At 51.9% G+C, this 14,501-nt stretch carries 12 protein-coding genes; 6 read left to right on the top strand and 6 right to left on the bottom strand.

Annotated features, from left to right (window positions below):
• The first annotated feature begins 161 nt into the window (after window positions 1-161).
• The gene (locus tag CX650_RS20540; protein ID WP_101095557.1) at window positions 162-4,031 is read left to right on the top strand and encodes a S8 family serine peptidase; all 3,870 of its coding nucleotides are present in this window, start codon (window positions 162-164) and stop codon (window positions 4,029-4,031) included.
• Window positions 4,032-4,192: 161 nt separating this feature from the next.
• Here the strand turns inward: CX650_RS20540 and asnC are convergent, their stop codons facing one another.
• Window positions 4,193-4,654, bottom strand: coding sequence for a transcriptional regulator AsnC (asnC, locus tag CX650_RS08440; RefSeq protein WP_039035065.1), 462 nt, complete (start codon window positions 4,652-4,654; stop codon window positions 4,193-4,195).
• A gap of 108 nt (window positions 4,655-4,762) precedes the next feature.
• Window positions 4,763-5,440: a bifunctional tRNA pseudouridine(32) synthase/23S rRNA pseudouridine(746) synthase RluA gene (rluA, locus tag CX650_RS08435; RefSeq protein WP_039035058.1), complete on the bottom strand. Its 678-nt coding sequence runs from the start codon at window positions 5,438-5,440 to the stop codon at window positions 4,763-4,765.
• 208 nt (window positions 5,441-5,648) lie between these two features.
• Between rluA and CX650_RS08430 the strand changes: the two genes are divergently transcribed.
• Window positions 5,649-7,757, top strand: coding sequence for a winged helix-turn-helix domain-containing protein (locus CX650_RS08430; protein WP_101095556.1), 2,109 nt, complete (start codon window positions 5,649-5,651; stop codon window positions 7,755-7,757).
• A 184-nt stretch (window positions 7,758-7,941) separates the two neighbouring features.
• Complete coding sequence (locus CX650_RS08425; RefSeq protein ID WP_039035056.1) at window positions 7,942-8,133, top strand: hypothetical protein; 192 nt, start codon at window positions 7,942-7,944, stop codon at window positions 8,131-8,133.
• 204 nt (window positions 8,134-8,337) lie between these two features.
• Here the strand turns inward: CX650_RS08425 and CX650_RS08420 are convergent, their stop codons facing one another.
• Genes CX650_RS08420 through CX650_RS08410 form a run of 3 tightly spaced genes read right to left on the bottom strand, consistent with a single transcriptional unit; the run spans window position 8,338 to window position 9,587 of the window.
• Window positions 8,338-8,628, bottom strand: a complete 291-nt coding sequence (locus CX650_RS08420; protein ID WP_028779462.1) for a hypothetical protein — start codon at window positions 8,626-8,628, stop codon at window positions 8,338-8,340.
• Window positions 8,629-8,661: 33 nt separating this feature from the next.
• On the bottom strand, window positions 8,662-9,180 hold the full coding sequence (locus CX650_RS08415) for a class I SAM-dependent methyltransferase (protein ID WP_039035055.1): 519 nt from the start codon (window positions 9,178-9,180) through the stop codon (window positions 8,662-8,664).
• The gene (locus tag CX650_RS08410) at window positions 9,177-9,587 is read right to left on the bottom strand and encodes a hypothetical protein (RefSeq protein ID WP_101095555.1); all 411 of its coding nucleotides are present in this window, start codon (window positions 9,585-9,587) and stop codon (window positions 9,177-9,179) included. Before CX650_RS08410 ends, CX650_RS08415 begins: the two co-directional genes overlap by 4 nt.
• A gap of 397 nt (window positions 9,588-9,984) precedes the next feature.
• Here CX650_RS08410 and fccA point away from each other — a divergent pair, with 397 nt between their 5' ends.
• The 3 genes from fccA to CX650_RS08395 all read left to right on the top strand — a co-directional run bounded on the left by fccA (window position 9,985) and on the right by CX650_RS08395 (window position 13,877).
• On the top strand, window positions 9,985-11,769 hold the full coding sequence (gene fccA, locus CX650_RS08405) for a fumarate reductase flavoprotein subunit FccA (RefSeq protein ID WP_101095554.1): 1,785 nt from the start codon (window positions 9,985-9,987) through the stop codon (window positions 11,767-11,769).
• 198 nt (window positions 11,770-11,967) lie between these two features.
• Window positions 11,968-12,957, top strand: a complete 990-nt coding sequence (locus tag CX650_RS08400; protein WP_096140977.1) for a 2-hydroxyacid dehydrogenase — start codon at window positions 11,968-11,970, stop codon at window positions 12,955-12,957.
• Window positions 12,958-13,139: 182 nt separating this feature from the next.
• Window positions 13,140-13,877: a dienelactone hydrolase family protein gene (locus tag CX650_RS08395; protein ID WP_101058615.1), complete on the top strand. Its 738-nt coding sequence runs from the start codon at window positions 13,140-13,142 to the stop codon at window positions 13,875-13,877.
• Here CX650_RS08395 and CX650_RS08390 read toward each other — a convergent pair.
• The gene (locus CX650_RS08390) at window positions 13,874-14,419 is read right to left on the bottom strand and encodes a mechanosensitive ion channel family protein (RefSeq protein ID WP_045283018.1); all 546 of its coding nucleotides are present in this window, start codon (window positions 14,417-14,419) and stop codon (window positions 13,874-13,876) included. The genes CX650_RS08395 and CX650_RS08390 overlap by 4 nt on opposite strands.
• Between the last annotated feature and the right edge of the window lie 82 nt (window positions 14,420-14,501).

The following is a 14,501-nucleotide window of genomic DNA, read 5'->3' as shown; positions in this document are numbered from 1 at the left end:
ACGTCTATCATTCTGTAAATGGCTGATAAATTGTAATTTTTTGTGTATTTGTTTTTCAATTGTATCCATAGGTGTTACAAATGTTGAGCATCCTTGTGTTTAGGGTGTTTTTAAAACGGAAACATAAAACAACAATAAACAGTCTTAATGGGAGTAGACAATTGAAGAGTCAAGTTGCAATAGCTGTTTCAGCAGCGCTGTTATCCATGTCATGCCATACCCAGGCCGCGCCGTTGAGCGTTTCAGATCCATTTATTTCTTCAGATCTGCTTAGTGCATCCAGCGGTCGCAAAGGACAACAGCAAGAGATGGGGCAACATAAGTTTGTCAGGGAACCAGGACTTGCTGAGGGGAAATACACTTATATAGTGCGCCTTAAAGCTCCCTCTGTGGCGAATTATGCCGGTGGTATTGCCGGGCTTGAAGCCACCAGTCCACAGCGAAGTCAAGGGTTGGCGTCCCAAAAGGCTCCCAAGCTGAATACCGCCAGTGTGGCGGTGAAGTCCTACGTGAAGTATTTGAATGCCAAGCAACAGAACTTTTTAATGAGTGCTGCGGCCCAAGGGGTTCAGTTACAGGCTAAGGTCAGGTATCACTATGCCTTTAATGGGCTGGCGGTCACCATGAATCAGCAGCAGGCAGAAGCCCTGTCCAAGTTACCCGAAGTAGCTTTCATTGAGCGGGAAAGCCTTTATTCAATGGATACCGACAGCAGCCAGAACATGATAGGTTCTCCCAAAGTGTGGGACGGCAGCGCTACAGGGACTCAGGCTATGGGGGAAGGGGTCATAGTCGGGGTGATCGATTCGGGGATCAACAGTGATCATCCATCCTTTGCGGATATTGGGGGTGATGGTTATGACCATACCAATCCCTGGGGACAAGGTGTCTACGTCGGTGACTGTGCGGTAGAGTTCTCTGACATGTGTAACGATAAGCTGATCGGAGTCAGAAGTTATCCTGAGATTACCGATAGTTATGATGATGGGGAGGTCTTTGGTCCAACACCTCCTGCCAAGAATGGTGAGGATTATGGTGGTCATGGTTCTCACACTGCCGGTACTGCAGCGGGAAATATCCTTAAGAATGTCCCTTATGTTGTCGGTGAGGTCGGTGAGGCTCAAGGGGATGGCATTGAGACCGGACTCGAGTTTACACAAATCTCCGGGGTCGCTCCCCATGCCAATATTGTTGCCTATCAGATCTGCCGTCCGGGCAACAATGGCGATAGATACTCAGGTTGCCCCACATCGGCGATTCTCAAGGCTTTGGATGATGCCATTGCTGATGGAGTGGATGTGATCAACTATTCCATCAGCGGCGGTGGTTTCCCTTGGGCTAGTTCCACTGAAATGAGCTTCCTGGCAGCCCGTAATGCCGGCATTTTCTCTGCCGTATCGGCCGGAAATACCTCTGCATCGGTTAATCAAGTTCCCTTTTCTTCACCCAAGAATGCGCCTTGGTATACCTCAGTCGCGGCATCAACCCATAACCGGGAAGTGCGCTCCACTCTCGAATTCAACGGTGACCTGCTGGATTACACTCAGGGAACCGGGCCGGTGATTACTACAGACATCAGCGCACCTTTGGTGTACGCCGGTGACTTGGCTGCTGATAATTTCGAAGGTTGCAACGCCTTTGCCGCCGATGCGTTCAAGGAGCAGTTGGCGCTGATTAAGCGCGGCGGCTGTAACTTCGCCGACAAGGTCAATAATGCCAAAGAGGCGGGTGCAGTAGGGGTTATTGTCTTTAACAAAGACGGTGAAGGCAACGTCAGAAACAAGATGTCCGGACTTGGTAACACCAGTATCCCTTCTGTTTTCATCGGCAATATTGACGGTTTGGCCGTCGTGGATGCGCTGGCGGCTACGCCAGGCTTGGTGGCCAAAATCAATGCCACTCCATCGGCCGTTGAGCGTCAGGCCGATGTGTTGGGAAGTTTCTCTCTACTTGGACCAAACCGTTACTTCGACGTGATTGCGCCGTCGATTTCAGCTCCGGGTGTGGACATCTATGCCGCTTACGCCGATGAACAGTATGGCCATGAAGTGACAGGTACTGATCCTGCTGATTATACCCTGATGTCCGGTACTTCTATGTCGAGTCCTCATGTGGCGGGCGCTGGGGCGCTGCTGAAGTCGGCTCATCCAGAGTGGACGCCGGATAATATCCGTTCAGCCTTGATGCTGACAGCAACAACAGCCAGTGCCATGACCAAGGCAGATGGTAAAACTACCGCGGATCCGTTTGATGTGGGAGCCGGACGGATACGGGTGGATTTGGCCGCCAAGACTGGGCTTGTCATGGATGAGTTGGCGGACAATTATGAGTTTGCCAACCCAGAGCTCGGTGGTGATCCAAGACGTTTGAATCTTCCCAGTATGTCCAGTAGCCAATGTGTTAATAGTTGCAGCTGGAAGCGAAAAGTCACGGCTACCAAAGATGGCGTATGGAGCGCTGCCGGAGTAGCGACGACTGAAGGGTTGAAAATAACGGTTTCACCAGAAAACTTCACTCTGACCAAAGGGCAGTCGCAGGTGGTGACTGTCACCGCCGATATCACTGGGGTGAGCTCAAGTGATTGGGCGTTTGGTAACCTGCTGTTGACCTCGAGCAACCACCCTGATGCGGCTATGCCTGTGGCGGTTAAAGCTGCCCGTGATAACTTGCCGGACAGCTTTACCATCAGGGCGGGACGAGATGCTGACGAGCTGACTTTCAACGAGCTTAAATCGCTTGATATGACTGGACTGGATGCAGAAGTCTCTGCCTTGGCACTGGCCGACAGTTTTGAGGCGGTATTGAAGCAAGATTCAAATGTTGGTAGCTTCCTGGACGACATTACCGATGGTGTCGCCTTCGTTGCCTACAGGGTTGAAGAGGGGGCAAAGCTGTTTAATACGACTATTACTGCCACCAATTCCCCGGATTTGGATCTCTATGTGGCGATAGACAGAGACAGTGACGGGGCGTTGGATGCCCTTGTCGGCCAATCGGCCAGAGCTGGTTCTGATGAATCTGTCAGTATCAGTAATCCAGAAACCGGTGACTATTATATCTTTGTGCAAAACTATGAGGCTTCAGCCGCCAATGCCGAAGATCCCTTCACCCTGAAAACTTCTGTGGTAGAGGCAGGTCCGGCTCAGGACAATTTTACTCTGACCAAGACAGGTGACAACGAGGACTTCTCACTGAAGTTCGCCTGGAAGGATAATTTTGCCGCTAGCGACCTGGGTTATGCTGTGGTAACTCTGACGTCCAGTGATGCCAATGTCGCCGCCAAGAACTTGCCGGTTGCTTTCAACCGGGTCGTTGATGATGTGCAGATGCCTGCGGCCAGTGTACTCAGTGGTGAGATGACCCCTGGGCAGCCAGTAACCATGACTGTAACTATCGCTGCCAATACTTCCCTTGAGGCTCGGGAGTATCAGATCAAGGCCATGGTGCCGGAAGGGCATGAAGTCACGGCTATCAGCGACCAAGGGGAGCTGGCTCAAGGAGTATTGAGTTGGACTCATGTGATGCAAACTGGCGATCCGGCCAAAACACTGAGTTTCAAGTTTATCCCGCGTAAACAGGGGCTGGGGAATAAGCTGATACTGAGCAATACCGTTGTCAATGATACCGCCGAGGTATTGACTCAGGAGTATCTGTTTGATGTCAAAGAAGGTGCTCCTGTTATCAAAGTCAATGCACCCGACCGAGTGGCAGAGCGTAATAGCTTTGTTATCGATGCATCAGCCTCGGCCGATCCCAATGGTGATTCGGTCAGCTATCACTGGACTCAGATCGCCGGCGCGCCGCTGAAGTTTGACAGCTCGGCGGCCAAGCTGGAGCTGACAGCGCCTGAAGTGGGTGGTCCTGGCGATTTGCTGACTTTCAATCTGAAGGTGAGTGACTCCAAGGGTAATAGCACCATGGAAACGGTCAGCATAGTGGTGTTTGACTGGGAGCGTGACAGTGGTGGTTCACTGGGATGGTTGTCACTGTTGTTGCTGCCTTTAGGCTGGCTGCGCAGGAAATCGAGCTAAGGAAGGTGCGAACAAAGTCCTATGTGTGCTCTGCGTCGGCTTACAGGCCTGGATGCAAGGTGTGGCTCGCAGCAAATGGCTTTAGTCCTTTGCAGTAAGCACTTCCCCGAGTCTTAAACTGAAAAAGGCTGCCAATTTGGCAGCCTTTTCTTTATCTGTTGTTAGGGTTTTACCGCCCTGACAATTGGGTTTTGCAGGCTTATCAGGGTTTCGGTGGACTGAATTTCATCTATCGACTGGATACGATTAATCAGCACGTGTTGCAGGGCATCGATGGACTGGCACATTACTTTGACAAACACACTGTAATTGCCTGTGGTGTAGTAGGCTTCGACCACTTCTTCCAGCTCATTGAGCTTTGAGATGGCGGCGGGGTAGTCACCGGCACTCTTGAGATTGATGCCGATAAAACAGCAGACGTCATAGCCCAGAGCTTTGGGGTTTACCGATATTTGGGCTCCGGTGATAATACCTGCCTGTTTCATCTTTTCTACCCTGACATGAATTGTGCCTGCGCTGACGCTGAAGCGTTTGGCCAGCTCGGCAAAAGGAGTTCGTGCATCCTGCATCAGGGCTTCCAGGATCTGATTGTCCAGTTGATCTCTTTGAAATGATGTATCCACAGCATCACGCCTAAATTGCTTATAATCAGGCATGAATTTACGTGTTTTATTGTAAAATTGCCAGTCTTAAGGCGACTTTTGGCTCAACATCTAGGGTGATGTTAGCGGTTATTGTTCGCCTTCGGGCGTGAGAAAAGGCACAGGTGCACTGAAGCTCATGGGGTCACCCGAGTAGGGATGCTGGATGCTGAGGCTGGCGGCGTGCAGCAGCAATCTGGGAGCCAATCTTTTTGCCCAGGAGTCGGCGTAGAAACCATCGCCCAGAATGGGATGGCCCAGCGCCATCATATGCACCCTGAGTTGATGTGAACGCCCTGTGATGGGGATCAGCTTGACCAGAGTTGAATAGCGTCCCTTGCTGATCACCTCATAGTGAGTCAGTGACGGCTTACCCACTTGATGGTCGACTTTCTGTCTGGGCCTGTTGGGCCAATCGCAGATGAGTGGCAGTTCTATACTGCCTTGGTTGGCCTTGATATGACCGGCGACTCTGGCGTAGTAACTCTTTTGGGTTTCCCTGTCTCGAAACTGGCGTTTCAGCTCACGCTCGGCACTGCGCCTCAGTGCCAATAAGAGTACGCCCGAGGTGGCCATGTCCAGGCGGTGAACCACTTGTGCTTGCGGATGTTCGGCCAACACTCTGGCATAGGCGCTGTCGTGATGGGCCGGATCCCGTCCGGGAACCGAGAGCAGTCCCGAAGGTTTATTGATGACTATGATGTCCTTGTCCTGGTAGAGAATATCCAGCCAAGGCTCGGTTGGTGGATTGTAGACAAAATCTGACATGTCATGGCCTCAATGAAAATGGACGGCAAAGATAACCGCGGCTGTCGGCAGATACAAGCTCTTGGGCGTTGTTGCATCCAGGCGCGTAAGCCAACGCAGAGCATCATGGGGCTTGTCCATATCTTACCTGGGTTAATTTGAGTGCTTTACTTCTCTTTTACAACCGCGGCAATTAGTATCTTAGTGTTTGAATTGGAAATGGATTGGTATGGGAAGGCGTTCAGGTTACCTGTTGGAAGATTGGTTGGTTGACCCTCAGATGAGTACGTTGAGCCGCGAAGAGGCTCAAGTACGGCTCGAACTCAGGGTGATGCAGGTATTGCTGTGTCTTATCCATCATGCCAACACCTTGGTGACCCGAGAGATGTTGATCCAGGAGGTTTGGCACGGCGGTATTATCACGGATAACGCCATCAACCGCATTATCGGTTTGCTGCGCCAGCATCTGCAGGATAATCCCAGAGCGCCACGTTTTATCAAGACTGTGCCCAAACAGGGCTATGTACTAATAGCGAAAGTGCGTGAAACGACACTCAATGACGATTCGCCGGACGAACTTTTGCCAATAAAACCGATAGGTGCCGAGACTGAGCAAAAGATAGCAGCAGGCGGCAGCAAGTGGGGCTATTGGGGCGGCGCCTTCGGAGTGCTGGCAGCGGGTATCGCCAGTTGGCTCTATCTGGCACCGGCCCAGGAAAACCCCCAGCTTGAGTTGACCGATGTGGCCATCCGGCGTCTGACTCCACTGACTTCACTCAATGGTCAGGAGGTGGACCCCAGTCTGTCCCCCGATGGCAGTATGCTGGCGTTTTCCTATCGGGAACTGAACGCCGATAAATGGCATATTGAGCTGATGTCACTCGGCGACAGGGTCATCAAAACCATTCCTGTTGTGGGTGATTACAGTCTGCGCTACCCGGCCTGGCGCCACGATGGCAAGGCCTTGGCTTATTTGGCGTTCAGTGAAACTCAGGGCTGCCGTATCATGTTGACAGAGCTGACTGACGAAGGGATGCGCAGCCGCATAGTCAGCCAGTGTCATCAGACGACACAGTCTACCAGCATCGCCTGGAGCCCATCGAACCGCTCGCTGTTTTATGTCGATGCCGATGGGGTCGAAGGCTTCAAACGCATTTTTCTGCTCAGCCTCAGCGATGGCCGGCGTCAGCAGTTGAGTCAACCTCATGTGGTGGGGCGCGGCGACTATGCGCTGGCTTTGTCTCCCGACGGTCACAGTCTGGCGGTGCTGCGCAGTATCAACTGGTTTGATACTCAGATCTTACTCTTTGATATTGAATCCGGTGATTGGCAAAACCTGCAGCGGGTGGGGTATCCACTGCGTAGTATCGCCTGGGATAAAGGCGGCAACGCCTTGGTATACAGAGGTGAGGAGGGGCAACTTCACCGTTTGCAACTCAAACCCCGCAAGTTAACCCGGCTGACGAGTGTGTTGCAGGAAATCAATTCTCCCTCGGCCAATAGTGGTGGACGCATGGCGGCAGTTGTCGGCGAACTGTTTGAAGAGGAGATCTGGTTCTGGTCCTCGCCCTTCGATGAGGCTTCCAAGCCGCAGCGCTTTGTGGCGTCCAGTCGCCGTGATACCGCCGGTACCTTGCGCCACGATGGCAAGGAGTTGATCTTTGTTTCCAATCGCAGCGGCTTGCCACAACTATGGCGTCGGGATGAACAGGGCACCGAGAAACAGCTGAGTCGCCTGAGCACTTTTTCCCATATAGATGAACTCAGTTATTCAGCCGACGACAAGCTGGTTGCCGGTAGTCTCAACCAACAGGTGTTTGTCCTTAACCCTGAAAACGGTGAACTCAAGTTTTTCCCTCAACTGGGCAATGTCCGGAATGTCAGCTGGGGGCGCAGCAGTAATGAATTGCTGGCAGCGGTTAGTGTTGATGGTCGCTGGCAGATAAACAGCCTGCTGTTGGACAGTGGTGAGCAGCAATCCTTACTGACAGATGGCTTTTCTGCCAAATACGCCGCCGACGGTACTCTTTATTTTACCCGCCTGTACAAGAAAGGGATTTGGCGCCTGAAGCAGGGCGTCGAAGAACTCTTTTATGACCAATATACTCCTCACTTCGGCAGCAGTTGGCAACTGGCTTCCGAGGCACTCTGGTTGCTGCGGCCCAACGACAATGCTATGGGCATCCTCAAGATAGATCTCCATACAGGTAAGAGAGAGGAGCGCGACATTCCGATGGAGAAAGTTTCCCCAAGATTGCTGTCAGTGACAGATGACGGCCAGATATCGCTGGCGTTACTGGGGCCTGCCAATACCGATATAGTTGAAGTAATTAACTGATTTATAAGACATCACCTTTCCGTCACCTTTTCATTATGGTGCTTTTCTCTGCCTGAGATAGCTTTAGGGACAAGTTTGATTGCCTGACCACCAAAGCGCTTGGTTTTTACCCTGAGTACCGAGCTAAACGGTTAAAGCAATCTCGGGCGCAGCTTGCGCCCACCCCTTCCCAGCAGGAGAAAAGATGATGAAAAGTTTGAATCAGTTTGTGAAAAATGCGATTGGGTTTGCCTTGCTTTCTACTCTGTTTGCTTTACCGCTACTGCTGGCGTCGACACCCACCAAGGGCAAGGATGAAGTCAATACGCCATCTCTGTGTGAGCCGTATCCAGAGTGTGTGATTTACAAGATCCCCGATGAGTCCATCAATCTATAACCATCAATGGAGGCCATCATGTTGCAGGTAACTCTCTATTTGGTCGGTTCACTGAGCGCTTTTGTATTGGTGTACTACCTGTTTTTAAACTTGGTTCTTGCGTCCGAAGAATCAAGGTTGCTCGACCCGAAGGACAAATAACCCTCCCTTTCCAAGCTAAAGGGGCACGGTATTAACCGCGCCCCTTTTTATTCATCTGCAAGCTTAGGAGAAGCTGTGACCGCCCACATGCATAATGCAAAAGGTCCAGACCACGAAAGCCAGAATGCCGTGTACCAAAGCGTAAAAAGCCTGATCCAGGCGACGTAAGCCGGCGGCTTGCCAGATAAGGTGCAGGTGCAGCCCCAGCACCAGGGGAAACAGTAGCAACAAGGGATAAAGGGCGAATGGGCTGGCATCTCCCAGCAGAGGCCGGGTCAACAGTGACCAGAGCACCATAAAGGCGGTGATCAGCGGGGGCAGGGCAAGCCGATACTGCTCGGGATAGGGAAACATTAAAGGTCCTTGATACAGCTGAATAAAGGCGGATCAGCGGACGGCTCTGGCAATCAATTGCGCCTTGGCTTGCAGCATTCCCGTTTCTCCGCCGGGCATATGGCCTTCAAAGTAATGTAAAGTCTCGAATTTGGCAAATCTGTGTTGTAGCTCACCCTCATTCAGTAAAAAGTCCGGGTTGCTGGGACGGCCGAACTTGGCCTGTTCTCGAGTAAAGGTTTCGTAAAACAGCAGGCCTCCAGGCTTGAGTTGTTTGGCAATCCAGGGCAGCGAAGGACGATGTAAATAGTTGAACACCAATACCACGTCGAAAGGGCGCAGATCGGGCTTGTCACCCTGCTCGAGGTTCCATTCCAGGTATTGGCAGTGAGGAAACTGGCGCCAGAGCTCATCGAAGCTCTCGGGGTTGCGGTCGATGAAGGTGACCTCGGCACCCTGTTTGGCAAACCAATGACCGTTGCGCCCTGAGCCGCAGGCCAGGTCCAGCACTCTGAGCTCAGGTGTTATCTCAGTGTGCCGGTCAAAGGCGGTGATCAGTTCTGCGGTATTCATCCTTTGATCTCCTTGCGACTGTCGATTCTGCGTCTATGAACTATAGAGTAATGCCGCAAGCCCGCAGGCCCGTGTGACATTATGACCGAAAGTAAAACCACAGTCACAAGTAACTCACTCTTGTAGGCTGCCAGGGGAATAAACAACAGGATTAGCAGCAGCTTCATCAGGGTCAACACCCCTTTTAGTTGAATAAGCCAGCGCCAATCCCGGACTATCTCCCACAGCATCAGGCAACTGCCGCTGGCCATGGCCATGATCCAATAGAGCTGCCAGCTTTCTCTGGGGACCGACAGCAAAATACCGCCACCGGCACCGACTATTCCCAAAATGTGCAGGGCTCTGAGGCTGGTCTTACAAAGGCGTTGTAGCCAAAACTGCTTTTCTGACATCTGTGTTTTTGCCATGGCGATGATATTTGTGATCCAGAGTACAAATTTTTCGTTAGCTTAGCAGTATTCACTGATTGGCGACTATGCTTGATCTTGTATTTGTCGAGTCTTCTCACATGGAAATACAGAACATCAAAACGTTAACTTCGTCAGTTATACGGTACGCTGGCCGTGATTTGTATCAATATGTGACCAGCTAATCTGCAAAAGTGCACAGAAATGCGGATAGCAGTCTGCAGCAGGAAACTTTTTGTGACTCAGTTAAATATATGACTAAAGGGGTAGTGATATCTTCTGCCGTGGGAGATATGACGTGCTACAGCCTTGGTAATTGGTATAAAAAACTAAAAAGTACTGTAGTACGAAATAGCTATATATGAGTATGTGAAATAATATGGTGGAGGAACACTTTATGTTCACGGGAGCACTTAAAAAAACAGCACTGGCTGCTCTGATTTCCGGCATGATGGCCGGTACAGCTTATGCCGGCGCAGATGTATTGGCGGATTTTCATGGTGAGATGGGCGGTTGCGATACTTGCCACGTTTCCGAGAAAGGCCCAACCGATGACAACCTGACCCATGAGAACGCTCAGTGCGTTAGCTGCCACGGTGATCTGAATGAGATCGCTGCCGGTGAAAAAGATCTGAAGATTTCTCCACACAAGTCTCACCTGATCGGTGAAATCGCTTGTACTTCTTGCCACAAAGGCCATGAAAAATCAGTTGCTTACTGTGATGCTTGCCACAGCTTCGGCTTCGATATGCCATTCGGCGGCAAGTGGGAGCGTAAGTTCGTTCCTATCGATGTGCAGAAAGATGCTCAAGACAAAGCTATCGCAGCCGGTCCTCGTGAAACCACTGACGTGGTTATCATAGGTTCTGGTGGTGCCGGTTTGGCCGCCGCAGTATCTGCTCGCGACAATGGCGCCAAAGTCATTCTGCTGGAAAAAGAGCCTATCCCTGGTGGTAACACCAAGCTGGCTGCCGGCGGTATGAACGCTGCTGAAACCAAGCCTCAAGCGGCTCTGGGTATTAAAGACAAGAAAGAGATCATGATTGAGGACACCATGAAAGGTGGCCGTAACATCAACGATCCTGAGCTGGTTAAAGTTCTGGCCAACAACTCTTCCGATTCTATCGACTGGTTGACTTCTATGGGCGCCGATATGACTGATGTAGGTCGTATGGGTGGTGCCAGTGTTAACCGTAGTCACCGTCCAACCGGTGGTGCCGGTGTAGGTGCTCACGTTGCCCAAGTATTGTGGGACAACGCTGTTAAGCGCGGTACCGATATCCGTCTGAACAGCCGCGTTGTACGCGTACTGAAAGATGATTCAGGCAAAGTGACCGGCGTTCTGGTTGAAGGTAAGTACACTGGTTACTACGTGATCAAGGCTGATGCCGTGGTTATGGCTACCGGTGGTTTCGCCAAGAACAACGACCGCGTTGCCAAGTACGATCCTAAGCTGAAAGGTTTTGCTGCTACCAACCACCCAGGTGCAACCGGTGACGGTCTGGATGTTGCCATGCAAGCCGGTGCCGATACCCGCGATCTGGAATGGGTACAGGCTCACCCAACTCTGTCTCCACGTGGTGGTGTGATGGTAACTGAAGCCGTACGCGGTAACGGTGCTATCCTGGTTAACCGTGAAGGTGACCGTTTCGTCAACGAAATCACTACTCGTGACAAGGCTTCTGCGGCCATCCTGAAACAGAAAGGTGCCAGCGCCTTCCTGGTGTTCGATGACTCAGTTCGCAAGAGCTTGAAGAAGATTGAAAACTATGTCCACCTGGGCATTGTTGATGAAGGTAAGACCCCTGAAGAACTGGCCAAGAAAATTGGTGTTCCAGGTGCCGAACTGGCCAAGACTATCGCCAGCTACAACGGTTTCGTGAAGTCTGGTAAAGACACTCAATTCGAGCGTCCTAACCTGCCTCGTGAACTGGGTACTGCCCCTTACTACGCTATCGAAGTTAAGCCAGCTGTACACCACAGCATGGGTGGCGTGAAGATCGATACCAAGGCAGAAGTGAAAGCCAAAGATGGTCATCTGATCCAGGGTATGTATGCTGCCGGTGAAGCAACCGGTGGTGTTCACGGTGCCAACCGTCTGGGCGGTAACGCTATCTCTGATATCGTAACCTTCGGTCGTATCGCCGGTGCTGAAGCTGCCAAGTACGCTAAAGAGCACTAGGCCAAACTAATTCTCCGATAGCACGGAGTCGGGGCGCTTGAGCCCCTCATCAAAAAAGCGGACTGTCAGGAGTCCGCTTTTTTCTTTTTGTTGCGCTGCATCATGTTTCCGGTGAGATTGTCTGTGCCAGGCAAAGACAAGTTTAGGTAATTCACTTACACTTTTAGCTATCATTCCAATTACCGGGTCATAAACAGCATGAAGATAGGTTTTTTCAGCGCCAAGCGTTACGACATGCAGCATTTCAACCGTACTAACGAGGCCTTTGGGGCTCAAATAGAGTACTTCGACGTGCGCCTTTGCATGCAAACAGTGAAACTGGCTTACGGATTCGAAGTGATCTGCGCCTTCGTCAACGACGAACTCAATGACGAGGTGCTGACAGAACTGGCCGCCAACGGCACCCGGATCATCGCCATGCGCTGTGCAGGCTTTAATAATGTCGACCTGGATGCGGCCAAGCGTCTGGGAATGAATGTTGTCAATGTCCCTGCTTACTCTCCAGAATCTGTGGCCGAACATACGGTCGCCCTGATGTTGACCCTGAACCGCAAGATCCATAAGGCGTATCAACGCACCCGGGATGCCAACTTCTCTCTCGAAGGGTTGGTGGGCTTCAACATGTTCGGTAAGACTGTGGGCGTGGTCGGCACAGGGAAAATCGGTATCGCTACCATCAAGGTCTTGCTGGGCTTTGGCTGTAAAGTATTGGCATTTGACCCTTATCCCAATCCGCAAGTAGAGGTGCTGGGGGCTCGCTATGTCACACTGGATGAGATGTACCAACAGAGCGATATCATCAGTCTTCATTGCCCGCTGACGGCGGAAAACCGCCATCTGCTCAACGCAGACAGCTTTGCCAAGATGAAGCCGGGCATGATGGTGATTAACACCAGTCGTGGCGGCTTGCTCAACGCCATAGATGCCATGGAAGCGCTCAAGCTCGGACAGATAGGTTCGTTGGGGTTGGACGTGTATGAGAACGAGAAAGAGCTGTTCTTTGAAGACAAGTCCAACGAAGTGATCCAGGACGATGTATTCCGGCGTTTATCGGCTTGCCACAATGTGATCTTTACCGGTCACCAGGCGTTTTTGACCGAAGAGGCCTTGGGCGCCATCGCCCACACCACACTGTCCAATGTACAGAAACTCCTCAGCGGTGAGCGTTCGGGTAACGAGCTTTTCTAAGGAAGGTGCGAACAAGTCCCATGTGTGCTCTGCGTCGGCTTACAGGCCTGGATGCAAGGCGTGGTTCGTAGCAAATGGCCTTAGTCCTTTGCAAGAATTCCCTAAAGATAAATACTGACACCCGACTCCTCGATTGCTAGATTGAGGTTACCGCATCGGGGAGATGCTCATAGGGAGGTGTCATGCTGGTTACACAGAGTCTTCATCAACTGCCGACGGCAAGCGGCAGCATGCAAACCCGGGTCTATCGTCCCGATAGCGAGGGTTGTTTTCCCGCCATCATTTTTTACTCGGAAATCTTTCAGGAAACCGCACCTATAAGCCGCATGGCTTGTATGCTGGCCGGTCATGGCTTTGTGGTATTGGTGCCGGAGATTTTCCACGAGCTCAATCCGCCGGGCACTGTGCTTGGTTATGATGACAGTGGCAAGGACAAAGGCAACAGCGATAAGCTGAGCAAGCCATTGGAAGCCCACGATGATGATACTCAGGCGTTGGTGGATTTTATCCGGGCTCAGCCCTGGAGCCGCGGCCGGATTGGTGCCATGGGCGTCTGCATTGGCGGTCACCTGGCATTTCGCGCCGCCCTTAACCCCGACATAGCAGCGGCATTTTGTCTCTATGCCACAGATATTCACAGCGGCGCTATCCCGAGTGCGCCGGGGAATGACTCTCTGAGCCGCTGCCGGGATATTCGCGCCGAGTTGGTGATGATCTGGGGCAAACAGGACCCCCATGTGCCGAGTGAAGGGCGCCGTCTCATCCAGCAAAGGCTGGAGCAATGCCAGACCTTATACAGCTGGCAGGAGCTCAATGCCCAGCACGCCTTTATGAGGGATGGCGATCCCCGTTATGACCCGGCATTGGCGTTGCAGATGTATCAGCAGGCGCTGGCGCTGTTTCAGCGCAGGCTCAATTAATCCTGCTTGGTCAGTTGCTCCGGCTCTGTCTCTTGTGCCTGCGGTGCCGAGGCATTGCCGGGTGCCAGTTTCAGCACGGCTTTTTGCAGTATCAGGTTGTTGGGGTAGGTAACAGTATCGCCGTTGTCGCGGCGGATAAGCACGTGAAACAGCCCCACTTCCAACAATACCCCGGTAATATCCTCATCCTTGTCGACGACTTTGATCCGCTCACCGACCTTGTAGGGAAACACAAAAAAGATCAGCACCCCGGCGGTAAGGTTACTCAGTATCGACCACTGGGCCACCAAAGCCACCCCCAGCACGGCAAATGCCGAAGACACGAATAGTGAAACCTCCTGATAGCCGAGTCCCAGAGAAACGGCCATCAACGACAGAGTGACAAAGAACAACAGATAGCTGATAAAGCGGGTCACCAGGCTGGTTCGGGCGGCGCTGACCTGTTTCTTGTCCGCCAGGGTTTGCACCGCATTTTTCAGCGCTCGCTGCAGAAAGAAAAACACCCCGAGATAGAGGCAGGCAATCAGAATATTGTGAGTCATATGGCGTATGCTTCTGTGAGAAATAAGGCATTTGCTGGCATACTAGCGACTTTGTCACAGGGGATAAACTCCCTAACCGAGA

Source organism: Shewanella indica (genome assembly GCF_002836975.1).
In the GTDB taxonomy this organism is placed as follows: Bacteria; Pseudomonadota; Gammaproteobacteria; order Enterobacterales; family Shewanellaceae; genus Shewanella; species Shewanella indica.
The sequence above is the reverse complement of the archived record's forward strand: the minus strand, read 5'-3'. Positions and strand labels throughout refer to the sequence as shown.